The organism is Yeosuana sp., from assembly GCF_057126245.1.
In genome coordinates, this window is the sequence record NZ_DBNGMQ010000009.1 from 16,069 (window position 1) to 40,570 (window position 24,502).

Genomic DNA, 24,502 nt, shown 5'->3' on the forward strand with positions numbered 1-24,502 from the left:
ATTTTTATTAAATAACTAAATTTAAGGTGTCAATCATTTACCCATATCATTGCCCAATTTATAATTTTTTATTTTAAAAACAAAGTAAAATTAAGTACTGCAACATCTTATTATATATGTTTAATTGTTATACTTTTGTGCCGAAATTCATATAGATGCAACAAGCCACAAATACTATTTTAATGGTTCGTCCTGTTAGTTTTAGGATGAATGAACAAACTGCCGTAAACAATTATTACCAGCATGTGATTGACGGTTTGTTACCCGCAACGGTTAATGCAAAAGCACAGCAAGAGTTTGATACCTTTGTTGAAAAACTTCGGGGTATTGGTGTTAATGTTATTGTGGTTAATGATACCAAGGACACCGATACACCAGATTCTATTTTTCCTAACAATTGGATTTCATTTCATCAAAATGGAACAGTTGGTTTGTATCCTATGTTTGCAGAAAATAGACGACTAGAGAGACGCGAGGATATTTTGGAAATACTTGAAGCTAATGGGTTTGTTGTAAAAGATATTATAGATTATACAAGTGCAGAAGAAGAATCTTTGTTTTTAGAGGGTACTGGAAGCTTGGTGTTAGATAATGTAAACAGAAAAGCGTATTGTGCACTTTCGCCCAGAGCCGATGAAGATTTGTTAATAGAGTTTTGTGAAGATTTTGAATTTACACCGGTTATTTTTACAGCTAATCAAACGGTTCAAGGTGAGCGAAAGGCTATTTATCATACAAATGTTATGATGTGTTTGGGAGTAACCTTTGCGGTTATTTGTTTATCTAGTATTGACGATAAGAAAGAGAGAAAAAATGTCATCAAACATTTAAAAGATGATGGTAAAGAAATTATTGAAATTACCGAAACTCAAGTTAATAATTTTGCGGGTAATATGTTACAAGTTAAAGGAAGGGATAATGACTTATATTTAATTATGAGTCAATCTGCTTATGATTCGTTAACAAAAACACAATTGGAAACATTAAAAAAACACAATAAAGATATTCTGTCGAGTTCTTTAGATACCATAGAAGCCTGTGGTGGTGGAAGTGCAAGATGTATGATGGCAGATATTTATTTACCTAAAGCGTAATTAAGCAGGTTTAGATTTTGGGAGTTGTACATAAAATGTACTACCAACATTTAAACTACTTTCTACCCAAATTTTGCCGTGGTTCAGTTCTACCAATTCTTTACAAATTGACAATCCAAGACCTGTTCCTTTTTCGTTTTTGGTTCCGGTGGTAGTAAATGAATTACTTTTAAAGAGCTTTTCTATATTTTGTTTAGAGATACCTGTTCCTGTATCAGCAATACTTATAATACAACTACCATTACTAATATGGTTTGAAATAGTAATTGAATCACCTTCTTTACAGAATTTCACAGCGTTAGCTAATAGGTTTTGAATAACTATTTCAAACATACTTCTATCAGCATAAACAAAATCGCGCAAGGAATGGTCTATTAAATCAATACCTTTATTATCAAGTCTCTGTTCAATTAGTTTAACTTTATCTTCAAAAACTTCCTGAACATCAAACAATGTAGGCTTTGCGTCAAGTGAATGCATTTGGGATTTTGACCAGTTTAATAAATTAAACAATAATAAAGAGGCATTGTTGGCATTTTCGCTTAATTCAGGAATTAGATTATCAAATTCTTCTCTTGATAAGGAGCCGTCTTTTAGTAAATCGATAAAACCATTAATTGATGAAAGGGAATCTTTTAAATCATGGGATATAATTGAAAACAATTTATCCTTTACGTTATTTACATTTTCAAGATGCTTGGTTTGTTCTTGAAATGCTTTGTTTTGAATCTCTATTTTCGCGTTTTTTTCCTCTAATTCTTGGGTGTATTTTATGCTATTATTGCGTTTTAAAAATATGAGAACTAAGAATGTAGAAACAATAGCCAGAGCACCTAAAAGCGCATAAAAAATTAATTGAAAACGGTTACTTTCATCTTCCCTTTTAAGCGTTGCTTTATTTTCTAAATCAGTTGTTTCTTTATCTGAAAGATTTTGATCAAAGTCAGGGTTAAGCTCTAGCGAAGCAGATGTTAAAGTGTCTTTTATAATGCTTTTGCTTTTTAGGCTTTCTTTTAAACTGTAGTATTCTCTTTGCCAAATATAAGCTCCAAAATAGTCTTTTTTGGTAGAGTCTAATTCTTTCATCAGTTTATAAAACTTGAGTAATTCCTCATTATTATTAATAGACTTAGCAAGAGATCCTGCCTCAAGGAGTTGTTGTTCTGCAAGTTTTAATTCTTTTAGATTAAGATTTAATTCGCCAATATTATTTAATGAAATTGTTAATCCTAACTTGTTTTTTAACTTTCTGTTTAAAACTAAGCCTTTTACTAAATATTTGGCAGATCTATCAAAATCGTTAAATTTTAAATATTCTCCACCCAATTTTGGCAAAATCCTAGCCGTAATAGAGTCATTATCATTTCCAACTAATTTTAAAACCGTTTCGTAATATTCGATAGATTTTCTGTATTCTTCCTTATTAGAATATAATTCAGCTAATCTGCTATTAGATTCTATAATGCCGTCTGTTTTATTTAATTCTTTTTGAAGATTTAAGGCTTTGCTGTAAAACTCAATAGCTTTTTCTTCAGCATTCATTTTGTAATAGGCTTTTGCTAAATTACTGTATGCCAAACAGAGCTCTTGTTTTAAGTTCCTTTTTTCAAGTTCTTTTATAGCCGATAAAGAATACTGTAGGCCTTTTGCATAATTACCGCGTTTTATTTCAATGAGTCCAATACTGTTATTAACCTTTGCAATACCAAGCGTATCTTTTAATTGTCCAAAAAGCGCTTTTGATTTGGCATAACCAGTTACAGCATTAATGTAATCGTTTCTTTGAGAGTATATTAAAGATTTAAAATACGCGATTTCGGCAATGCCATATGTGTAATTCATAGCATTAGAAAGTTTTTCACTTTCATAAATATATTTTAAAGCTTTATCATAATCTTCAATGTCATAAAGTTGCTTTATAATTTTTAAAGAGGTGTCTACCTTTAATGAGTCTGATTCTTGAAAGGCTAATTCAATGTATAAGCTATCTATCTCTTTGGTTTGAGCATAACCAGAGCATACAAGTAAGAATATAAATAAAGTAATTATTTTCCTCATACAATATTTAACATACAACCTTCAATATCACATTTATATAAGGTTTCTTATTGAGTGAATTAAGAATTCTTATATGGTTGAATTATGTCTGTTAATCTATAATTTTACCTTTTTAAAATAAAAAAGCACAATAGCAATACACTAACAAAAGTTGCGAAAACCCTGTTAAAAATCTAATTTTTGCGTTTTTCTACCAATATATTAGATTAAATGAATATGTTAATTTTTTAAATATTCGATGAATAGATGAACGGCATATAATACAGAAAAACGGCATACTTTTTTATGCTTTTTTTTTTAAAGTGAAATTTGGAGGTTTGTTTTATTAAACTCATTTATACAATCAAACATTAATAAAAGTTTTATCTTTGCTCTCTTAAAAAAGTTATAATTAATGAGCCTTCAAGAAACCTTATCAAATCAGGTTATAAAAGCGGTAGAAACGCTATATAATGTTACCTTAAATACTATAGAATTTCAAGCAACGCGTAAAGAATTTTCGGGAGATATTACCGTCGTTATTTTTCCTATGCTTCGTTTTTTTAAAGGAAATCCGGTTCAAATAGGAACTGATATTGGCAATCATCTAGTTAATCATGTGGAGGAGGTTAAAGCTTTTAACATGGTCAAGGGGTTTTTAAATATTGAAATTGAAGATCGTTATTACCTTCAGTTTTTTAATAGTATAAAAGACGATGCGCATTTTGGTTTTATAAAACCAAATAAAAATGACACAGCTTTTATGGTAGAGTATTCATCGCCAAATACTAATAAACCACTTCATTTAGGGCATATACGAAATAATTTATTAGGGTACAGCGTTGCGGAAATTTTAAAGGCTTCAGGAAAGAAAGTCTATAAAACCCAAATTATTAATGATAGAGGTATTCACATTTGTAAAAGCATGTTGGCATGGAAACGTTTCGGAAATGGAGAAACTCCTGAAAGCACTGGTTTGAAAGGGGATAAGTTGGTTGGGAATTATTATGTGAAATTTGACCAGGAATATAAAAAAGAAGTTAAAGAGTTAGTTAGTAAAGGAATTTCTGAAGACGACGCCAAAAAGCAATCACCTATTTTATTAGAGGCTCAAGATATGCTTTTAAAATGGGAAGCTGGTGATGAAGAAACTGTTGCGCTTTGGAAAATGATGAATCGTTGGGTTTATGATGGTTTTGATATAACTTATAAAAATCTAGGAGTAGATTTTGATGTCCTGTATTTTGAAAGTAATACGTATTTGCTAGGAAAAGAGTTTGTAGCAGAAGGCTTGACATCTGGTGTCTTTTTTAAAGAAGAAGACGGTTCTGTTTGGTGTGATTTGACCGAGGACGGATTAGATAAAAAAATAGTACAACGTGCCGATGGAACCGCGGTGTATATGACTCAAGATATAGGTACAGCCATTCAACGTATAAAAGATTATCCAGATGTTGGAGGTATGGTTTACACCGTCGGAAACGAGCAAGATTATCATTTTAAAGTGTTGTTTTTAATCTTGAAAAAACTTGGATTTGATTGGGCTAAAAACCTGTATCATTTAAGCTATGGTATGGTTGATTTACCTTCGGGAAAAATGAAGAGCAGAGAAGGTACCGTAGTTGATGCTGACGATTTAATTGATGAAATGGCTTCAACTGCTGGAGAAATATCAGAGGAACTTGGTAAACTTGATGGGTATTCTGTTGAAGAAAAAAAGGAGCTTTATAAAACAATTGGTTTAGGTGCTTTAAAATATTTTATATTAAAAGTAGATCCTAAAAAGCGAATACTATTCGATCCTAAAGAATCTATAGATTTTCAAGGAAATACTGGCCCTTTTATTCAATATACCTATGCTAGAATACAATCCATTATTCGTAAAGCACATTTTGATACGACAAAAGAAGTAACCACACTTACTTTGCATGAAAAGGAAAAGGAACTTATTAAACAGTTACAAGTTTTTCCAGAAGTGATTCAAAATGCGGCAGAGACTCATAGTCCAGCTTTAATAGCTAATTACACGTATGATTTAGTTAAGGAATTCAACTCGTTTTATCAGAATGTATCTATTTTGGGTGCAGACCAACTAAACGATAAGATATTTAGAGTCCAGCTTTCAAAAAAAGTAGCTTTAACCATAAAAAATTCTTTTAGTCTATTAGGTATTAATGTGCCTGAACGGATGTAATTAGGGTATTAAAAATTTTAAGCCTTCATAAACTACAATGCCTACAGCATTAGCTAGGTTTAAGCTCCTTACATGTTCGTTGTATAGAGGAATTTTATAAAGATTATTTAAGTTGCTGTCAATCAATTGCTTTGGTAATCCTACAGATTCTTTACCGAAGATTAAAAACAGATTATCCTTAAACGGAATATCCCAATGATTTTTTGTCCCATGGCTGGAGAGAAATACCATACTTTCATTCTTGTTTACATTGAAAAATTCTTCCATATTTTCATAGAAGATAACGTCAAGATGTTTCCAATAATCTAGTCCGGCACGTTTTAAACGCGTGTCATCAATTTCAAAACCAAACGGTTTTACTAAGTGTAATTTAGAACCAGAAGCGAGTGCTAACCTTCCAATATTACCTGTGTTATTAGGTATTTCAGGTTCAATTAAAACAATGTTAAGTGCCATTATTTTTTAACAATTTTAGAACAATAAACCGAATCAAAAGAACAAAAGGGAACCCGTGAAGTACGGTGTCAAACCAATCCATGAGCTGCATGCCTTTTGCTCCGCCCGCAATCCAACGAATTTTACCTAAAACATGTGGTTCGGGAAAAAAGGGAGCTAAGCCTAAAGTTAGGCAAAGCAGTAGAATGAGTTTCCAATTATTAAATGGTGACATGAATTATTTCTTTTTCAATTCAAAAAGATCCTTACGACGGTCTTTTAGGTTTCTGACACTACCAAACTGATTTAATTCTCTTAACAAATCAATATCAACATCGGCTATTAAAATCATTTCTGTATTCTGAGTAGCTTCAGCTTTAACACCATTGGTTGGAAAGGCAAAGTCACAAGGTGTAAATACCATTGATTGCGCAAACTGAATATCCATATTTTGAACTTTTGGCAAATTACCAACGCTTCCAGCAATGGCTACATAACATTCATTTTCAATGGCTCTGGCCTGAGCACAATGTCTTACCCTTGAAAACCCATTTTGTGTATCGGTTAAAAATGGCACAAATAAGATGTCCATACCTTCATCAGCTAATAATCTACTCAATTCTGGAAACTCAGAATCGTAACATATTAAAATACCTATTTTTCCACAATCTGTATCAAAGGCTTTTAATTGGTTACCACCAACCATTCCCCAAACCTTCGCTTCATCTGGTGTTACATGTAGTTTTTCATAGCGTTCCATACTACCATCACGCCTACATAAATACCCTGCGTTATGAAGCTTACCATCTACCATTTCTGGCATACTCCCTGTGATGATGTTAATGTTATATGAAATAGCTAACTTGGAAAAACGTTGTACAATTTCATCTGTGTGTTTCGCTAATTCTCTTATGGCTTCTGGCGTCGATAAATGATTGTTTTCAGCCATTAATGGCGCATTGAAAAACTCTGGAAATAAAGCGAAATCACTGCGGTAACCTGATACGGCATCAACAAAAAATTCAGCTTGCTGCATCAATTCGTCCATGTCTTTGTATAAACGCATTTGCCATTGTACAAGACCAAGTCTAACTATTTTTTTTATGGTAGAGGCTTTTTTGTTTTTCTTTTCATAATAGATATTATCCCATTCCAAAAGGACAGCATAATCCTGAGATGATGCATCACCTTCTAAATAATTTTTTAAAATTCGTGCCGGGTGAAAATCATTAGAAATTTGAAAGTTTAAAACAGGGTCGTGAATTTCCTTGCGTCTTACTTTTTCAATATATTCTTTCGGAGTTAATTTGTCTGAATATTTGTGGTAATTAGGAATTCTGCCCCCAAAAGCAAGCCCTTTTAAATTCAAGCGTTCACACAACTCTTTTCTGTAATCATACAACCGGCGCCCTAAACGGAGGCCTCTAAACTCAGGTTTAATAAACACATCGATACCGTAAATAACATCGCCATTATTTGTGTGGGTATTAAAGGTGTAATTTCCTGTAATTTCTTTATACGTGTGGTAATCATCAAATTTGTCGTAATCGACTATAATTGATAGTGCACATCCTGCAATATGATTATTAATTTTAATAACCACTTGACCTTCAGGGAACTTCCTAATTAATGTTCTAATATGATCTTCATCCCAAATCGCATCTGGCATGGTGTTATAAGATTCTATCATAGCCTTTTTAAGTTCTTGATAGTCATCTAAATTTAAAAATGCTAATTCAATATTCTCAATGTCTTTCATAGTAGTGTAAGTGGTATTCTATAGTTTCGTGAATATCATAAAAAATAAACAAATAATTAGAATTGTAAGTTGATAATTATAATTATTTTAAAAAAAGTAAAAGTATAAGTTAATGAGAACTACTTAACAAGATAGGTTAGCTTCATTGTGATAGATGCTGTTTTTTCTTTTGAAGACGTATTAAATGCCCCACCCCATGAATAATCTTCGTTTGAGTTTTGACCTGTTATTTGGAAAATTCCCATATTCGCTACAGAAAGTTCTCCTAATGTAGCTCCAGAATTTTCTGAAATGCTTTTAGCTCTTATATGCGCATTCTCGGTAGCTCTAGAAACCATTTCAATTTTTAAATCTTCAAGTTTTGTGTAATAATATCTTGGAGCCATAGAATATAATTGAATGCCTTTGTTTAGTAACTCTGTCACTTCTCTTGATATTTTTTCAACTTTTTCAACCTCTTTAGAATTTATTTGAACCGTTTGACTTAAGGTATAACCGGTAAATTCTTGTCCTAAATATTTACCGTCTGGCGTATAATTTTGTTTGAAATTTTTATTGGTTTCTACAGCATTGAAAACAATGACACTATCACTTAGCCCTTTGGAATTTAAATATTCAGAAATGGTTTCTTTGTCTTTTTTCAAATCATTATAAGCTTGTTTTAAATCGCTGTTTATTTGAGAAAATCTGGCTTCCCATACAATAAGGTCTGATGTGAAATCTGTTTTTCCTAAACCAGTAACAGAAATGGTTCCTGTTTTTTGGTTTCTATTGATAACTGCATTTCCTAAAATTATAGATGCTGCTATGATGGCAACGGAAAAGACGATGGCACTTAGATGTTTTTTCATTTGAAGATGTAATAATTTTAAACGCTACTTAACGAATGGTTTTTATGAATTTATTAATATTTTTCAAAGCATTTTTAGAAATGTATTTTATAAAAGCACTTCCAATAATTGCACCTTTTGCGTATTGTGTTGCTTGATTAAAAGTAACACGGTTATTAATTCCAAAACCAACAATTTGTGGATTCTTTAAATTCATATTTGATATACGCTCAAAATATTGCTTTTGGTCGTCACCAAAACCAGATTGACTTCCAGTGACGCTTGCACTACTCACCATATAGATAAATCCGTTTGAGATAGAATCTATAAATCGAATTCGTTCATTTGATGTTTGAGGCGTGATTAAAAACACATTAATGAGTCCGTATTTTTCAAAAGTTGACTTGTATTTTTCACTATAAACATCCACTGGTAAATCTGGAATAATTAAACCGTCAATACCTATGTCGCGACATTTTTCACAAAAAGCTTCCACCCCATATTGCAGCATGGGATTAAAATACCCCATTATGATTAATGGAATTCCAACCGATTTCCTAATGTCTTTTAATTGGTCGAAAAGGACCTCGGTAGTCATGCCGTTTTTTAGAGCATTGGTGGAACTCGCTTGAATAATTGGTCCATCAGCAAGTGGATCACTAAATGGCAAGCCTATTTCTATCATATCAACACCACTTTTCTCCAAATTTTGAATAATGGTAACCGTATCATTAAGATTAGGATATCCAGCCGTAAAATATATAGAAAGAAGTTTTTTGTTTTCTTGTAATTTTCGATGTATTCTATTCACAATTTAAATTTTAAAATATTCAACGTAATTCTGTAAGTCTTTATCTCCACGACCCGATAAACTCACTACAACAACGTCATTTGGGTTGAATGTTTTATGTTCAAAAATAGCTAGGGCATGGGCAGTTTCTATGGCGGGAATAATACCTTCTAATTTGCTTAGGTCTAACCCTGCATTCATGGCATCTACATCTGTAATGGACATAAATTCTGCCCGTCCGGTTTTAGATAAATGCGCATGCATAGGTCCAACACCCGGATAGTCTAAACCTGCCGAAATAGAGTAAGGCTCAGTAATCTGACCATCTTTTGTTTGCATCAGTAATGTTTTGCAACCGTGAATAATTCCTTCTTTTCCCAATACAGAAGTCGCGGCACTTTCACCGGAATCAATACCTAATCCCGCGGCTTCAACAGCAATAATTTTTACGTCTTCTTCATGAAGAAAATGATAATAGGTTCCGGCCGCGTTACTACCACCACCAATACAAGCGACTACATAATCTGGGTTTTCTCTGTTTTCATGTTCCTTTAATTGCCATTTTATTTCTTCGGAAATTATCGATTGAAACCTTGTTACCATATCTGGATAAGGGTGGGGTCCAATGGCAGATCCAATAATATAATGTGTGTCAACAGGATTGTTAATCCAATCTCGTATCGCTTCGTTTGTGGCGTCTTTTAAGGTGCGACTTCCTGATAATGCCGGAACAACGGTGGCACCTAGCATCTTCATTCTTGCAACATTTGGTGCTTGACGCGCAATATCAATTTTACCCATATAAACAATACATTCTAATCCCATTAAAGCGCAAACAGTTGCCGTAGCCACGCCATGTTGTCCAGCACCGGTTTCAGCAATAATCCGATGTTTACCCAAACGTTTAGCCATTAAAACCTGACCAATAGTATTGTTAATTTTATGAGCTCCTGTATGATTTAGGTCTTCACGTTTTAAATAAATTTTAGTGTTGTATTTTGCGCTAAGGCGTTTAGCAAAATATAGTGGAGATGGACGACCTACATAATCTTTTAAAAGCTGATTGAATTCTTCTTTGAACGAAGGTTCTGCCATTATTTCAAGATAGTTTTGGCGTAATTCTTCAACATTGGGATAGAGCATTTCTGGGATGTATGCACCACCGAACTCCCCATAATATCCTTTTTCGTTTACGTTGTAATTCATATAATTATTTTTATTGTCACTGCGAATGAAGTGAAGCAACCTTTTGAAGAGATTACTTATTCATTCGTTTCTCATTTCTCGTTATGACGATATTTTTAAATTCTTTTAATAACTCAATATTCTTCATTCCAGGTTCTGTTTCAAATTTACTGTTTACATCGATGGCATAACAGTATTTTGATTCGTCACTCTTTATAAATGATTTAATATTCTCAATTTCGTTTAGCCCAATACCACCACTTAAGAAATAGGACTTCGTTGATGAATATTTTTTTAAAACATTCCAGTTAAATGTGTAACCATTACCTCCAGGTAATTTTCCTTTGGTATCAAATAGGTAGTAATCACAAACGCTTTCATATGGTTTTAACGTATCAAAATTAAAGTTGTCTTTAATGGAGAAGACCTTGATGATTTCTATGTTTTCTGTATTTAGTTTTTTGCAATATTCGGGAGATTCATTACCATGAAGTTGAATAGCTTGTAATTGATGCTTTTTAATTTTTGTAATAACTTCTTTTGAATCCGCATTAACAAAAACGCCTGTTTTTTTTATGTTATTAGATATTTCGGGTATTTCTCCTTCAAAATATCTAGCAGATTTTTCATAAAATATAAAGCCCAAATAGTCAGGTTGCAAATTTGCAACACTTATGATATTATCTGGATATTTCATTCCGCAAACCTTTAGTTTCATGATTCTAATGCTTTGATAAATTCTTTGGCACTTTCACCTGCATTATCAGTTTTCATAAAATTTTCACCTATTAAGAAGCCTTGATAACCAAAGGGTTTTAATTCTTTAATCGCTTCGATATTGCTGATACCACTTTCAGACACTTTTACAAAATCATTTGGGATGAGTTCGCTTAAAGTTTTGCTGATATCTAAACTAACTTCAAATGTTTTTAGGTTTCTATTATTCACACCAAGCATGTCCAAACTAGGCATGATAGATTTTTGTAATTCGTCTTCATTATGTACTTCTAAAAGAACATCAAGTTGTAAGCTTTTTGCCAGTTCAGAAAATTGCTTTATTTCTTCTTTTGTTAAAATGGCAGCAATTAACAAAATCACATCTGCTCCATGAGCTTTGGCTTCAATAATTTGATACGCATCAATAATAAACTCTTTGCGTAATAAGGGTAAATTACAACATGCTCTAGCAAGCAAAATATCATCTAGAGAACCTCCAAAATATTTACCATCAGTTAAAACAGATATCCCACAAACACCGGCATCTTCATAACCTTTAGCGACATCATACACATTTAAGTTTTGATTGATAATAGATTTTGAAGGTGATCTTCGCTTATGTTCAGCAATAATACCGGTATTACTTTGTTTTAAATTTGTCGCCAATGACATAGTTGGTTTAGTAAATAAAACAGATGCTTCAAGCTGTTTAATAGGAATCAAACCCTTTTTTAAGGCGACTTCTCTGCGCTTATCAATTACAATGTTATCTAAAATAGTCATACTACTTGCTTAATTCTTGAATGGTTTGTAATGCTTTTAGACCTTTGCCAGAGAGTAATGATTCTTTAGCCAATTCAAAGCCTTTTTTATGGGTTATTTGTTTGGTAGTGGCAATAGCTAAACCAGCATTGGCACAAACGACATTGTTTTGGGCTTCTGTTCCTTTTCCTTGAATTACATTCATAAATATTTTTGCTGCATCTTCAACCGTACTTCCTCCAAAAATGGCTTCTTGTTTTATTTGTGAAATACCTAAATCTTCTGGCGAGAACATACTTTCGGAATGGTTGGAAATTACTTTTGTATTACCAGTTAACGAAATTTCATCATAGCCATCTAAAGCATGAACTATCGAATAGTTTTTATCTGTATTTTGATATAGATATCCATATAAACGAAGCAGTTCTAAATTAAAAACGCCTACCATTTGATTTTGTGGAAATGCTGGATTTACCATAGGTCCCAACATATTAAAAAAAGTTTTAACACCTAGTTCACGACGAATAGGCGCTACATTTTTCATGGCTGGATGAAACAGCGGTGCGTGTAACACACAAATACCTGCTTTGTCAATAGAACGTTTTAAAAAATCTTCATCATTTGAAAATTTTATACCTAAATATTCCATGACGTTAGATGATCCACATGCTGATGATACACCGTAATTTCCATGTTTTGCTACATGCACCCCTGCACCCGCTGTAACAAAAGACGATAGTGTTGAAATATTAAAAGTATCTTTACCATCACCGCCAGTTCCGCATAAATCTATAGCATTAAAATCTTTTAAATCTATGGATATGCATAATTCTAAAAGAGCATCTCTAAAACCTCTTAGTTCTTCAAGGGTTATATTCCGCATCATATATACCGTTAGGAATGATGCTATTTGACTTTGGTTATACATGCCGTTAGATATATTAACCAAAGCTTGTTTAGCTTCATTGCTTGATATGCTTTCGTGATTTATAAGTCTATTTAATAAATGTTTCATCGCTTAAGAATTTAACCAGTTTTTAAGAATTTGTTTTCCATTTGGTGTTAAAACAGATTCCGGATGATATTGTACACCTTTTACATCATAAATCTTATGGCGTAAAGACATAACTTGTCCGTTTTCGTCAAAAGAAGTCGCTTCTAATACCTCTGGTAAATTGGGATTAACTACCCAAGAGTGATAGCGCCCAACTTCAATAGTTTTATCTAAACCTTTAAATAGAGGTTCATCATCAACACTTATGGAAACATTGGTTGAAACGCCATGGTAAACATCCTCCAAATTAATGAGAGAACCGCCAAAAACCTCTGCAATCGCTTGTTGACCTAAGCATACCCCTAAAATACTTTTTGTAGCGGCAAATCTTTCAATAATGGGTTTTAATAAACCTGCTTCATCTGGAATTCCCGGTCCGGGCGACAGCACTATTTTATCAAAGGGCTCTGCGTCATCCAACGATAATTTATCATTTCTTACAACGGTTACGTCACAATTTAAATCTTCTAAATAATGAACTAGGTTATAGGTGAAACTATCGTAATTATCTATCACTAAAACTTTCATCATTTTCAAATATTTTCTGCTAATTCAATAGCTTTTGTTAATGCTCCTAACTTATTATAAACTTCTTGCAATTCTGTTTCTGGATTTGATTTCGAAACTAACCCAGCGCCTGCCTGCCAATGTAATTTGTGGTTTTTACTTATGAACGTTCTAATCATAATAGCATGATTAAAATTCCCTTGAAAATCCATAAACCCTATGGCACCGCCATAAAAGGAACGACTTGTTTTTTCATATTGTTCAATAAGCTGCATGGCACGATGCTTAGGTGCGCCACTTAAGGTTCCTGCAGGGAAAGTGTCTGCCACCACTTGCATGGTTGAGGTTTCTTGATGTTTTTGCCCTGTTACTTTACTTACTAAATGAATAACATGAGAAAAGAACTGAACTTCTCTATAGGTGTCAACGGTAACATGACTTCCATGTCTACTTAAATCATTTCTAGCTAAATCAACCAACATAACGTGTTCGGCATTTTCTTTGTCATCAATTTTTAATTGTTTGGCTAATTCGGCATCTTGTAAATCATTTCCAGTGCGCTTAAAAGTTCCTGCAATAGGATGGATTTCTGCTTTTTGGTCGCTAACGATGAGTTGGGCTTCAGGTGAACTTCCAAAGATTTTAAAATTTCCGTAGTCAAAATAAAATAAATAAGGAGACGGATTGATGCTTCTTAAAGCTCGGTACACATTAAACTCATCACCTTTAAATTCTTGTGAAAAACTTTTTGATAACACCAATTGGAATACATCACCACGAGCGCAGTGTTTTTTTGCTAATTCCACATGATGTTTGTATTCTTCGTCGCTTAAATTAGAAGTAATATTTCCATTAGGAGCAAATTCATATGAAGCAAAATTTCTAGCTTTTATTAAGTGGTCTATGTCATCAATATTACTCTCACTTTCAAAACAATGGGCAAAAATATAAGCCTCGTTTTTATGATGATTTATGGCAATAATGTTTTGATAAACGGCATAATAAACATCAGGAATAGTTATGGAGTTTTCTTTTTTGGAGATATCTACATCTTCAAAATATCTAACAGCATCATAAGCTATATATCCAAAAATACCATTATTAATAAACTTAAAATCTGTATCAGAATTTACTTCAAAGCGTTGCGTGAATTGATGAATTTCTTGTGATACGTTGGTGCTCTCATCTATTTTAGTTGACAATGAACTTTTATCAGGAAAACGTTGTACAATTTCTTCATTCTCTACTTTAATCGACGCAATGGGGTTAAAACAGATATAAGAAAAGCTATTATCATTCGCATGATAATCGCTACTCTCAAGAAGAATGCTATTGGGATATTTATCTCTAATTTTCAAATAAATACTAACAGGAGTTATAGTGTCTGCTAGAATTTTTTTGTAATGGGTGTACAAGTTAAATGTTTTCATTTTTATTCATTAAAAAAAGGCTTGTCGTGAATGACAAGCCTTTTTGATATTTTTAATTTAAATATACTAAGTGACTACTTCACGAAATTTTGTTTCGAAAGCTCCACCACCATGTATTATTTAAAATTGAGTTCATATTTTTATTTGGTCAAATATAGAAAAGACAATATAATTATACAATACTTTATAGTTTTTTTATTTAAAAATTTGTTAAACCCTCTTTATATGAACAAGTAATAAGTAAATTTAAAAATGAAATTTATTTGGTTATTTGTTTTATTAGGTGTTTTTTCAAGTTGCAATCAAAATAAAAGCAATAACAATGTATCTATTAAAAAGGAGAATGTGGTTGAAAATACCATCATCAATACAGATAGTATTTATCTTGATATATATGATTTTAATGGTTTTAAAAACTTCTTAAACAAAAAAAATGACACAGTTTATGTTATAAATTTTTGGGCGACTTGGTGTGCGCCTTGCGTGAAAGAATTGCCTTATTTTGAATTATTAAACGAAAAATACAAGGATAAAAATGTTGAAGTAATTTTAGTGAGTTTAGACTTTCCGCATTTATATGAAACCAAGTTAAAACCTTTTATAAAGGAAAAAAAGATAGCGTCAAAAGTCATTGCGTTAGATGATGTTGATATGAATTCCTGGATACCACAAATAAGTAAAGCTTGGTCTGGTTCAATTCCAGCAACGATTATATATAAAAATAATATTAGTAAATTTTTTGAACGGTCGTTTACATTTGAAGAATTAGAAAAAGAAACATTAAAAGTTTTAAATTAAAAATGATGAGAACACTCATTTTAATTTCAGTAATGTTAATTACATTTATTACTGATTACACAAGTAATGTTGTTTTAAACGAAGGTTATAAAATTGGAGACGTTGTATCTGATTTTGAACTAAAGAATCTTGATGGAAATATGGTCTCATTATCAGATTATGATGAAGCTAAAGGTTTTATAATCACTTTTACTTGTAATACGTGTCCGTATGCAGTGGCCTATGAAGATAGAATTATAGCCCTTGATAAAAAGTACGCATCAAAAGGGTATCCGGTAATCGCGATAAATCCAAATAACCCTATGGCAAAACCAGGAGATAGTTATACTGCTATGCAAGTAAGGGCAAAAGAAAAAGGATTTAGTTTTCCTTATTTGCTGGATGAAGGTCAACATGTGTATCCTAAATTTGGTGCTACAAAAACACCTCATATGTTTGTGTTACAAAAAACAAAACAAGGAAATGTTGTTAAATATATAGGAGCTATTGATGATAACTACAAAGACGCCTCAGCAGTAAATACAAAATATGTAGAAAATGCTGTAGATGCTTTGTTAAAAGGTGAAGAGGTTATAGAAAAAGAAACAAGGGCCATTGGTTGCTCAATTAAAGTTTAGAGCTTTTGATGTTTATTACTTCAGTGTTTTTTGCATTGTAAATCATTTAGAAACATTATTTTTGCAATTCAAAATTTTTAAAATGGAAGATTTAACACAAGAAGAATGGGTAGAACAGCTTGAAAATGATACTAATGCTGTGATTTTAGATGTAAGAACTGATGCTGAAGTAGCGCAAGGGAAAATTCCTAATACCATTCATATAGATATTTATAGAGGCCAAGATTTTGTAACAGAAATAGAAAAGCTGGATAAGAGTAAAAATTACTATGTATATTGTAGATCAGGTAATCGAAGTGGTCAGGCTTGTAGACTTATGAATCAATTAGGATTTAATAATGCCTATAATCTTATGGGCGGGATATTGCAGTGGCAAGGTGAGATAGAATAAATTATAATATGAAACATATACTATTAATAACAACACTTATGTTCTCCTTAGCTTTTTCAAGTTGTAAGGGGCAATTAGATACTGAAATTGATAATATTTCTGTTGAAGAGATGCAAACACTATTAAAAAATGATGATATTCAGTTAGTAGATGTTAGAACTCCTGAAGAATTTACTGAAGGGTTTATTGGCTATGCTCAAAATATAGATTATGCTTCTCCTACTTTCGATGAAGACATTAAGAGTCTCGATAAAGAAAAACCGGTTATCTTATATTGTCATTCGGGAAGAAGAAGCGCTATATCCACAAGAAAACTTTTAGAAGCAGGATTTGTCAAGGTCTACAATTTAGAAGGAGGTATTTTAGAATGGAAGAAAGAAGGGTTAGAAATTAATAAATAATAAAAAAGCCTCGCAATTTTGAGTGGCTTTTTTATTATTTAAGGTCAACTTTTTTAAAACACACATTTTCAAAAATTTAACGAATAAATTGTTATATTTGATTAAGTCGAAATAATGATCCTCTATCTTAAATGGATAAGTTTGCTTGCTCATTTATTATTTACCAAAAATCCCTAATTTAATTTTTTAGCTTAAACCATATAATAGTTATGTGGTCAATTAACCAACCAAACAATTTTAATTATGATTAAAAAACCAATTTTATTAGTGTGTATCGTTGCCATGATATTTGGTAATATGTATACAATCAATGCACAAGATGATTCCAAAGATTATAAAATGTGGGAAGATATTATGTTAACTCCCGACAATACAAAACTTAAAGTTTTGCAAGAAAATATGAGGAAGCATAATGCAACCTATCATAAAGAAGGGCCAAATAAGGCAACCGTTTATAATATTGCTTCAGGGCCAAATGCTGGTAACATTATTTGGGAAATGGGGCCAATGATGTATAAGCATAATGATATACGTCCAGGAGAAGGTGCCCACGATGCTGATTGGAGAGATAATGTGATGCCTTATATAAAAAAAATTCAAACTATTGAGTATTGGAGAGCTGATAATAAGCTCAACCATACAGATATGATTGAAAAGATGTCGCAATTTCCTATATCTTTTGTAAGATATTTTGAAGTAGTTGATGGGCCAGCACCAGGTGTTGAGACCTTCTTTGAAAGAATTAGCAAGACTGTAAAAGCTTTAGATGGTGTAAATCCTTGGGGAGTATATTATAATGAGTTCAGACAAGGGAACTTGGGGCGTCATATCGCCACTTTTTCGTTTAGCCCAAATTGGGCCGATTTCGATAAAGATAGAAACTGGGCTGAAACCTTTAAAAAGGTTAACGGTGAAAATGCCTGGCAAAATCAACAAGATTTATATCGAGCAAATTTTAAAAATACGTGGGATGAAATATGGGTGTATAACGCCAAAATGAGTGGAGATTAAATGGTTTTAATAGAGGTCAATTGTTTTTAGCTTAATCTAAAAAACCTTCATTATTAAGAAATAATGAAGGTTTTTTGTTGGGATACTTAATTTTAACTACTTTTTGAGTTCTTCAACTATTAATTTTTATACTATGTGTCAATTTCTTTACTTTTGATTTAAAGTTTAATTATTCTTAAAAATTGTACTCTTTTTTGAGGAGAATTAAATTTTCAATTGATTTTTTGTTAATTAATTAAATTCGTCCCTCATGGAAAATGGTTACATCATTTTAGGTATTGTTGCCTTATTATTTTTAAGTATGTATGGGTATGCCTATGCAACAGTTGCTTTAGATAAGATTCGAGAAAAGAAAATTCAAAAGCTAGAGATTAAAAAGGAAGAATTGAGACGTGAAAGAATGGCAATGAATCAAAAAGCTCGAGAAGAGAAAATGAATCAGCTTAATAAACGTAGTGAAGAGATTAAGCGTGAGTTAGAAAAACTTGAGCAAAAGAAAGAGCAGCAAGATGTAAAAAAGTTAAAAATAAGCTAATACAGTTCTTTTTTAATTAGCTATCTACAAGTATTATGTTATAAATATTGTTGATTTTTAATAGGTTATGTTAGATTGAAGTTATTTATAACTAACTTTAAAAAAATAACAAACTAAAAATCAATATTATGAAACAAACCATTTCCATTTTATTTTTTGCACTTATTTTTATTGCTTGTCAAGAAAAAGTTGACAATTCCGCACAGGAAGCATTTGAAAAAAATTCCAAAACTGTATTGGCTAATATTGAACAATGGCAAAGTGAAAATATAGATTATTCCATGTATTCTGAAGACTTTGTAATGCGCGATACTGGTGTTAACGGAAAGGATTCTTTAAGTTTAGATGATATTAAGAAAAATGATATCGACTTATGGAAGAATTACGATTTTAAAATGCTAACTAATCCAATCGTATTATTACCTGGAGTAAATCCAGAAACGAAACAGCCTGATGGTTCGGTTAGATATTATGCAGATTGGGAAGTAACTATTCCAGCTACTGATTCAACAGAAGCTAAATCTGGTATTTTAAAAATGTATGAATCATTTGATTTTGATGAAAATGGTAAAATCTTATATCAACAAGGTTATGGAGATTTTGGAGGTCTTATGATGAAATTGTATGATGATGATGATGGTGAAGATGATGACTCTATTGAAGATTAACTAACAAATTAATATATTAAATAAAACCCCATATAAGGCCAAAGGCTTATATGGGGTTTTTTGATAGTAGATTTTACAATGTTTTTTGGTCTGATAAATTAAATGCTATGTTTAGATTTGAATGCCGATTTATATTAACTATTGACTCATTTTATTAGAATTATATAGAAAAAATTACAGGGCGTTTATCGGCCGCAAGTTATAGTAATTTCTTAAAGATTAGAAACGATAATCATAGATTAATGACGCGGTTTTCTTTAGAAGCCAATCATATAAATAATTCTAGAATTTCTGTAGAAACTTATTTGAATTACAGACAAAATTTGTATCCAAAGGGCGCATCCAGTACATCAAAAAAGAGTGATTTGAATGTGTTTAACTTAGCTTTAAAGTATGATGTAGATTCAATATTTTCTATTACAGCAGGTAGAAAAATTAATTATAAAATATCATCTTTAGGGGCTATTGATGGTTTACAGGTAGAAAAGTTTTTTGGAAATAGTTATGTTGTGCTATTGCTGGTTTTAGGCCAGATATTTATAATTATGGGTTAAATACGAATCTACTTCAGTATGGTGGTTTTGCCTAACAAAAAAACATGAATGAGATTGATAGGTGATTTACCTATTTTCAGCATTCAAGTACTATTTTTAAAAAGCTGAATCCTTTTTCAAGTTTAGAAATTGATTTATATAATAAGTTTTATGACTCTATAAAAGACAACATAAGCGTTACTAATTTATACGTATCTGGTCGCTATCGTTTTAACAGAGCACTAAATGTGGCTTTATCTTATGATTCAATGAAACCAATTATAGAGTAAACACTCAAATTATTAAACGCTTTTTTAGAAGCAAAAAAAAGGAATGAATTATGAATGTTAAAATTTTAGTAATGGTCATAGTTACATTTGTTTTTGTCGCCTGTAAGAACGAATATAAAGTGATTCCTATAACATCTAACAATGCCAATCCAGATGCTTCAGATGTTTCATCTAATCATAATGAAAATCTAATTAACCCTGTGTCTAATGAATTTCATACAGTGGTTGTAAACGAAGTACTACCTACATCTAAATATGTATACCTAAATGTAAATGAGGGAGAAGAAAAATATTGGATAGCTACTAGCAGCATGGAAGTAAAGGTAGGCGGAACCTATTACTATAAAGGAGGTCTTTTAAAAACTAATTTTGAAAGTAAAGAGTAAAATAGAGTTTTTGATAAGGTTTATTTAATTGGAAGTTTAGTTTCGGCAGATCATACTCATAACGAAAAATTTGATAAAGTAGGTGAATTTGCTAATACAAAACAAGGTGATACCGAAAAAGGTGATATAGCAATGCGCACTGAAAAGGTAATCCAACAAAAAGGATCTATAAAAATAGCCGAGTTAGTTGAAAATCCTAAAAAGTATGAAGGAAAAACAGTTTAGTTAGATGGTATTTGCACAAAGATTAATGCTGGAATTATGGATAGAAACTGGATTTATATTAAAGATGGTAGCAAGGATGATTTTGATTTAGTAATTACTTCAGATGCTTATGTGCCAGAAGGGACAACATTTACCATTAAAGCCATTGTTGTTTTAAATAAAGATTTTGGTGCAGGATATATATATGATTTGATTTTAGAGCAAGGCGTACTTGTGAAATAATAATTGAATAGTAGCAAACATAAAACATGACTTTTGTCATGTAATTTGTAAAGATATTTTTGTAAATTATTTGATAATTCAAACGTCTTTAAACTAATTAAAATGGATAGTGTTTTTCTCAATAAATTAGATACTCTAAAGAAATTCGAGGGGTCTAAAACTAAATACAATACTCCTTATTCAATGTATTCAAATCAGTATTTAAATGCTGATGACGAACAAAAAAAGTGGATGGACAAAAACTCAGATTATATTTTAAATAAAATAAAAACTTTAGAAAGTAAATATTAATCTAATATAGGCGGTACTCCAGCTTTTAATAGTTTGTCTTCCATTTGTGGAATATCAGTTTTAATGAATTTCTCCAGTTTTGGTTTAACTCTATTAAACAGTTCTATAGCTATGTCTAGATTTTCCATATGCATTATTGTTGGTCCATAAGTAGTACTAAATCCTCTTTGAGCAACTGATAATCTTGAAGAAATTGAGGGTATGTCTTTTTCTCCAATTTCCTTTTTTGAGGCATTACCATTAAGTATGTTATTTAAAGAATGCATTTGTTTTTTTATGACGCTAATTTCTTTTTCTAAATTACCTGGTTCGCCATGAATATATACCGTTGCCTTTTCAAAGGCAGCTAATTTTTTTGATGCATCATTGAAGTCTTTCAAAGTTGATTCCAATTTAAATTTAAATGCTTTTAGATCTTCAATATAAGTATCCATGTCTTTACTGAGTGGATTTTTTAGAACGTTCTCTCGAATTCTGTCCACTTCAAAAGGTTGAGTTTCTGATAATGGTATAATTTCACCATTTATTTTTGAAAACATAGAAACTGTATAAGTACCTTCTTCTGCAAAAGGATTAGAATAATATGATGACGGATTATCGCTAATTCTATCCATATTTAAAGATGTTGTTATGGGTATTTTTAAGTTCCATGACACCCGGTTGAATCCCTTTTTATAGGGTCCGTTTATTCGTGTTATAAAATGTCCATTGTTATCTTTTATTACTAGTATAATAGAGGCACCATCTTCATTTTTTTCTTCATCTAAATTATCCCAACCAGGAAAAGGAATATTTTTATCTTCTTTTTTTAAAGTCTTTTCGCTTTTCTTACGTTTAGATTTTAAGCTTTCAAAATTATCTGGAAGGTAGTACGTGAACGTGGCTCCATAATCTGGATTTTCAGCAGTAAAATAAGAGGCGCCTTGGCTAGATGTTCCTCCGCTAACGGGTTTGTATTGTAGTGCTTTTCTTGGTTTAAATAAAGATGGTTTAGAAAATGCTGCGGCATCCATACTACGCAAGACACTGTAATCATCTAAAATATAAAAGCCACGGCCAAAAGAAGCAACAACCAAATCGTTTTCACGTTTTTGAATGGCTAAATCTCTAAATGAAATAGTTGGTAGACCTTCTGAAAACTTCATCCATTTTTCACCTTGGTTAAAAGAAATATAGATGCCATACTCTGTTGCTAAAAACAATAAATTTGGATTGACATGATCTTGAACAATACGCCATACCATGCTGTTTTCTGGAATTCCATTAGTAATTGATTGCCATGTTTTACCACCATTGGTGCTTTTTAATAAATACGGTTTATAGTCCCCAAATTTATGATTATCAAGCGCAACATAAACAGTGTTTATATTGTGTAAATCGGCTTTAATATCATTTACAAATGCTGAGGAGGGAACTCCAGGTAAGTTTCCAACTAATATTTTAGTCCATGATTCGCCACCGTTTTTAGTAAATTGAATAATACCATCATCCGTTCCGGCATATAGCATATTTTCATCTAAAGGTGATTCTGAAAGTGAAGTAATGGTATTGTAAGTAGACATGGCATAAACGTCCCAAGCAGCATCCCAACTTTTTTGTTTACCCATAATAGGCAATGTAATGCGTTCTTGATTCTTGGTTAAATCTTTTGAAATTGGTATCCAATTATCCCCACGGTTATCAGACCTCCAAACACGTTGCGTTCCAAAATAAATCCGTTTTGGATCATGATTACTAACTATAATAGGTGAGTCCCAGTTGTTACGTTCATATGGTTCGTCGATGCCTTCTTGTGGTTTTATAAAAACAGCTTCGCCTGTCGTTCTATCTACACGGTTTAAGTATCCTTGTTGAGATTGTGCGTAAACAATATTAGGGTTTCCCGGTTCTGTAGCTGGTTGATGGCCGTCACCACCTAAAAGCACAAACCAATCGGCATTAGATATACCATTGGTTCTAAAAGTTCGCGATGGGCCACCCTGAGAGTTATTATCTTGTGTACCCCCATAAATATTGTAAAAAGGATAAGAATCATCTACAGCCAACTTATAAAATTGTGTAATAGGTAGGTTGTTTACAAATTTCCAAGTTTTAGTATTATCGAAAGATTCATAAATACCGCCATCGGTTCCTACTAATAAATAGTTAGGGTCGGTTGTTCTAAATGTTAAGGAATGATTATCAGAATGTTTATTGTTTTCATTCATGGTATAAAACGTTTTTCCACCATTTTCTGAAATTTGTACTCTAACATCCATTAAATATATTTTATCAAAAACATGAGGAGAAGCAACCAATTCTTGGTAATAATGAGGCCCTGTGCCTCCCGAAACCGTATTCGACATTTTTGTCCAACTAGCGCCTTTATTATCAGAGCGGTAAACAGCTCCTTTTTTTCGGTCTAATTCGATAGCGGCGTACAAAACATCTGGATTCATAGGCGATATTGCCAAACCTATTTTACCCATTTCTCCTCCAGGTAAGCCATTTTTTAGTTTGCTCCAAGTCTCACCACTGTCTGTACTTTTATATAAAGCCGTGCCTTCGCCGCCACCTACATAAGCTGCTACAGTTCTATGTCGTTGCCATGTTGCTGCATAAAGCGTTTTCTCATCTCTTGGATCGATAACAATATCAGTGACGCCAGTCCATTCATTACTACTTAAAACAAGTTTCCAAGTATCACCGCCATCCGTAGTTTTGTATAAGCCGCGTTCGCCACCCGAACTCCAAAGAGGACCTTGAGAAGCCACCCAAATTTCATTAGAGTTTTTCGGATTTACTATAATTTTCGAAATATGTTCCGAGGTTTTTAATCCTTTGTATGCCCAATTTTTACCACCATCATGGCTTAAAAAAATACCATGACCAATGCCTACATGTCTTCCGCCCACATTTTCTCCAGTTCCCAACCAAATTGTATTTGAATTGCTTGGGTCTAGAGTTATGCATCCCGTTGAGTAAAACTTTTGACTATCTGTTAAGGGTATCCATGTTGTGCCAGCATTTTCAGTTTTCCAAACACCTCCAGAGCCCACTGCGACATACCAGATATTTTGGTTGTTAGGATCTATGACCATGTCGGCAATTCTACCCGACATAAAAGCAGGTCCAATACTCCTAAATTTTAAACCAGAAAGCGTAGAGTCTGTTTTTTTTTCTTGCTTTTCTTGAGCGAAAATTATATGTGTAAAAAGGAATAAAATAATTAAAGAAATGAATGGTTTTATGTTAAGCATGTTTTTATGTTTTCATTTTGAATATCAGGAATAAAAATAAATATTTTTCTATGAAAAATATGTTTTTATCAGCTAAAATATATTTAATTTAGGTTTGTTAT

At 32.1% G+C, this 24,502-nt stretch carries 26 protein-coding genes; 13 read left to right on the forward strand and 13 right to left on the reverse strand.

What is annotated here, in order from left to right; translation table 11 throughout:
* The first annotated feature begins 155 nt into the window (after positions 1-155).
* Entirely contained in the window at positions 156-1,094 is a 939-nt protein-coding gene (ctlX, locus tag AC15TD_RS00875) for a citrulline utilization hydrolase CtlX (RefSeq protein ID WP_484450246.1), read from the forward strand.
* On the opposite strand, the gene AC15TD_RS00880 is transcribed toward ctlX, so the two are convergent.
* Positions 1,095-3,152 (reverse strand): tetratricopeptide repeat-containing sensor histidine kinase, encoded by a 2,058-nt coding sequence (locus tag AC15TD_RS00880; protein WP_484450247.1) that lies wholly within the window; start codon positions 3,150-3,152, stop codon positions 1,095-1,097.
* A gap of 394 nt (positions 3,153-3,546) precedes the next feature.
* Here AC15TD_RS00880 and argS point away from each other — a divergent pair, with 394 nt between their 5' ends.
* Positions 3,547-5,325 (forward strand): arginine--tRNA ligase, encoded by a 1,779-nt coding sequence (argS, locus tag AC15TD_RS00885; protein WP_484450248.1) that lies wholly within the window; start codon positions 3,547-3,549, stop codon positions 5,323-5,325.
* Here the strand turns inward: argS and AC15TD_RS00890 are convergent, their stop codons facing one another.
* The 11 genes from AC15TD_RS00890 to AC15TD_RS00940 all read right to left on the reverse strand — a co-directional run bounded on the left by AC15TD_RS00890 (position 5,326) and on the right by AC15TD_RS00940 (position 14,794).
* Positions 5,326-5,781, reverse strand: coding sequence for a tRNA (cytidine(34)-2'-O)-methyltransferase (locus AC15TD_RS00890; RefSeq protein WP_484450249.1), 456 nt, complete (start codon positions 5,779-5,781; stop codon positions 5,326-5,328).
* Positions 5,771-5,995: a hypothetical protein gene (locus AC15TD_RS00895; RefSeq protein ID WP_484450250.1), complete on the reverse strand. Its 225-nt coding sequence runs from the start codon at positions 5,993-5,995 to the stop codon at positions 5,771-5,773. The genes AC15TD_RS00890 and AC15TD_RS00895 overlap by 11 nt, the downstream gene beginning before the upstream one ends.
* Positions 5,996-5,998: 3 nt before the next feature.
* On the reverse strand, positions 5,999-7,519 hold the full coding sequence (locus tag AC15TD_RS00900) for a carbon-nitrogen hydrolase family protein (RefSeq protein WP_484450251.1): 1,521 nt from the start codon (positions 7,517-7,519) through the stop codon (positions 5,999-6,001).
* A gap of 119 nt (positions 7,520-7,638) precedes the next feature.
* A complete protein-coding gene (locus AC15TD_RS00905) occupies positions 7,639-8,370 on the reverse strand; it encodes an SIMPL domain-containing protein (protein ID WP_484450252.1) in 732 nt (243 codons plus the stop codon).
* A gap of 28 nt (positions 8,371-8,398) precedes the next feature.
* Entirely contained in the window at positions 8,399-9,160 is a 762-nt protein-coding gene (gene trpA / locus AC15TD_RS00910) for a tryptophan synthase subunit alpha (RefSeq protein WP_484450253.1), read from the reverse strand.
* Positions 9,161-9,163: 3 nt separating this feature from the next.
* Positions 9,164-10,345, reverse strand: a complete 1,182-nt coding sequence (trpB, locus tag AC15TD_RS00915) for a tryptophan synthase subunit beta (RefSeq protein WP_484450254.1) — start codon at positions 10,343-10,345, stop codon at positions 9,164-9,166.
* 52 nt (positions 10,346-10,397) lie between these two features.
* Positions 10,398-11,042: a phosphoribosylanthranilate isomerase gene (locus tag AC15TD_RS00920; protein ID WP_484450255.1), complete on the reverse strand. Its 645-nt coding sequence runs from the start codon at positions 11,040-11,042 to the stop codon at positions 10,398-10,400.
* Positions 11,039-11,824 (reverse strand): indole-3-glycerol phosphate synthase TrpC, encoded by a 786-nt coding sequence (gene trpC, locus AC15TD_RS00925; RefSeq protein ID WP_484450256.1) that lies wholly within the window; start codon positions 11,822-11,824, stop codon positions 11,039-11,041. Before trpC ends, AC15TD_RS00920 begins: the two co-directional genes overlap by 4 nt.
* 1 nt (position 11,825) lies before the next feature.
* A complete protein-coding gene (trpD, locus tag AC15TD_RS00930; RefSeq protein ID WP_484450257.1) occupies positions 11,826-12,818 on the reverse strand; it encodes an anthranilate phosphoribosyltransferase in 993 nt (330 codons plus the stop codon).
* Positions 12,819-12,821: 3 nt separating this feature from the next.
* Positions 12,822-13,388, reverse strand: a complete 567-nt coding sequence (locus AC15TD_RS00935; protein ID WP_484450258.1) for an anthranilate synthase component II — start codon at positions 13,386-13,388, stop codon at positions 12,822-12,824.
* A 2-nt stretch (positions 13,389-13,390) separates the two neighbouring features.
* Positions 13,391-14,794 (reverse strand): anthranilate synthase component I family protein, encoded by a 1,404-nt coding sequence (locus AC15TD_RS00940; protein WP_484450259.1) that lies wholly within the window; start codon positions 14,792-14,794, stop codon positions 13,391-13,393.
* A gap of 252 nt (positions 14,795-15,046) precedes the next feature.
* Between AC15TD_RS00940 and AC15TD_RS00945 the strand changes: the two genes are divergently transcribed.
* From AC15TD_RS00945 to AC15TD_RS00995, 11 genes are all read left to right on the forward strand, one after another.
* The gene (locus AC15TD_RS00945) at positions 15,047-15,592 is read left to right on the forward strand and encodes a TlpA disulfide reductase family protein (RefSeq protein WP_484450260.1); all 546 of its coding nucleotides are present in this window, start codon (positions 15,047-15,049) and stop codon (positions 15,590-15,592) included.
* A gap of 32 nt (positions 15,593-15,624) precedes the next feature.
* Positions 15,625-16,209, forward strand: a complete 585-nt coding sequence (locus AC15TD_RS00950; protein ID WP_484450276.1) for a thioredoxin family protein — start codon at positions 15,625-15,627, stop codon at positions 16,207-16,209.
* A gap of 82 nt (positions 16,210-16,291) precedes the next feature.
* Positions 16,292-16,600, forward strand: a complete 309-nt coding sequence (locus tag AC15TD_RS00955) for a rhodanese-like domain-containing protein (RefSeq protein WP_484450261.1) — start codon at positions 16,292-16,294, stop codon at positions 16,598-16,600.
* A gap of 8 nt (positions 16,601-16,608) precedes the next feature.
* Positions 16,609-17,001, forward strand: a complete 393-nt coding sequence (locus AC15TD_RS00960; RefSeq protein WP_484450262.1) for a rhodanese-like domain-containing protein — start codon at positions 16,609-16,611, stop codon at positions 16,999-17,001.
* Between the two features lie 243 nt (positions 17,002-17,244).
* Positions 17,245-18,012, forward strand: a complete 768-nt coding sequence (locus tag AC15TD_RS00965) for a hypothetical protein (RefSeq protein ID WP_484450263.1) — start codon at positions 17,245-17,247, stop codon at positions 18,010-18,012.
* 250 nt (positions 18,013-18,262) lie between these two features.
* Complete coding sequence (locus tag AC15TD_RS00970; protein ID WP_484450264.1) at positions 18,263-18,547, forward strand: hypothetical protein; 285 nt, start codon at positions 18,263-18,265, stop codon at positions 18,545-18,547.
* Positions 18,548-18,675: 128 nt separating this feature from the next.
* Positions 18,676-19,215 carry a hypothetical protein gene (locus AC15TD_RS00975; RefSeq protein ID WP_484450265.1) on the forward strand — a complete coding sequence of 180 codons (540 nt, stop codon included), beginning with the start codon at positions 18,676-18,678 and terminating at the stop codon, positions 19,213-19,215.
* Between the two features lie 242 nt (positions 19,216-19,457).
* Positions 19,458-19,769 carry a hypothetical protein gene (locus AC15TD_RS00980; RefSeq protein WP_484450266.1) on the forward strand — a complete coding sequence of 104 codons (312 nt, stop codon included), beginning with the start codon at positions 19,458-19,460 and terminating at the stop codon, positions 19,767-19,769.
* A 319-nt stretch (positions 19,770-20,088) separates the two neighbouring features.
* Entirely contained in the window at positions 20,089-20,424 is a 336-nt protein-coding gene (locus AC15TD_RS00985) for a hypothetical protein (protein WP_484450267.1), read from the forward strand.
* Positions 20,425-20,685: 261 nt separating this feature from the next.
* On the forward strand, positions 20,686-20,871 hold the full coding sequence (locus AC15TD_RS00990; RefSeq protein ID WP_484450268.1) for a hypothetical protein: 186 nt from the start codon (positions 20,686-20,688) through the stop codon (positions 20,869-20,871).
* Positions 20,872-20,973: 102 nt separating this feature from the next.
* A complete protein-coding gene (locus AC15TD_RS00995) occupies positions 20,974-21,162 on the forward strand; it encodes a hypothetical protein (protein WP_484450269.1) in 189 nt (62 codons plus the stop codon).
* Here the strand turns inward: AC15TD_RS00995 and AC15TD_RS01000 are convergent.
* Entirely contained in the window at positions 21,159-24,401 is a 3,243-nt protein-coding gene (locus AC15TD_RS01000; RefSeq protein WP_484450270.1) for a WD40/YVTN/BNR-like repeat-containing protein, read from the reverse strand. The two genes, AC15TD_RS00995 and AC15TD_RS01000, sit on opposite strands and share 4 nt — an antisense overlap.
* Positions 24,402-24,502 lie beyond the last annotated feature (101 nt).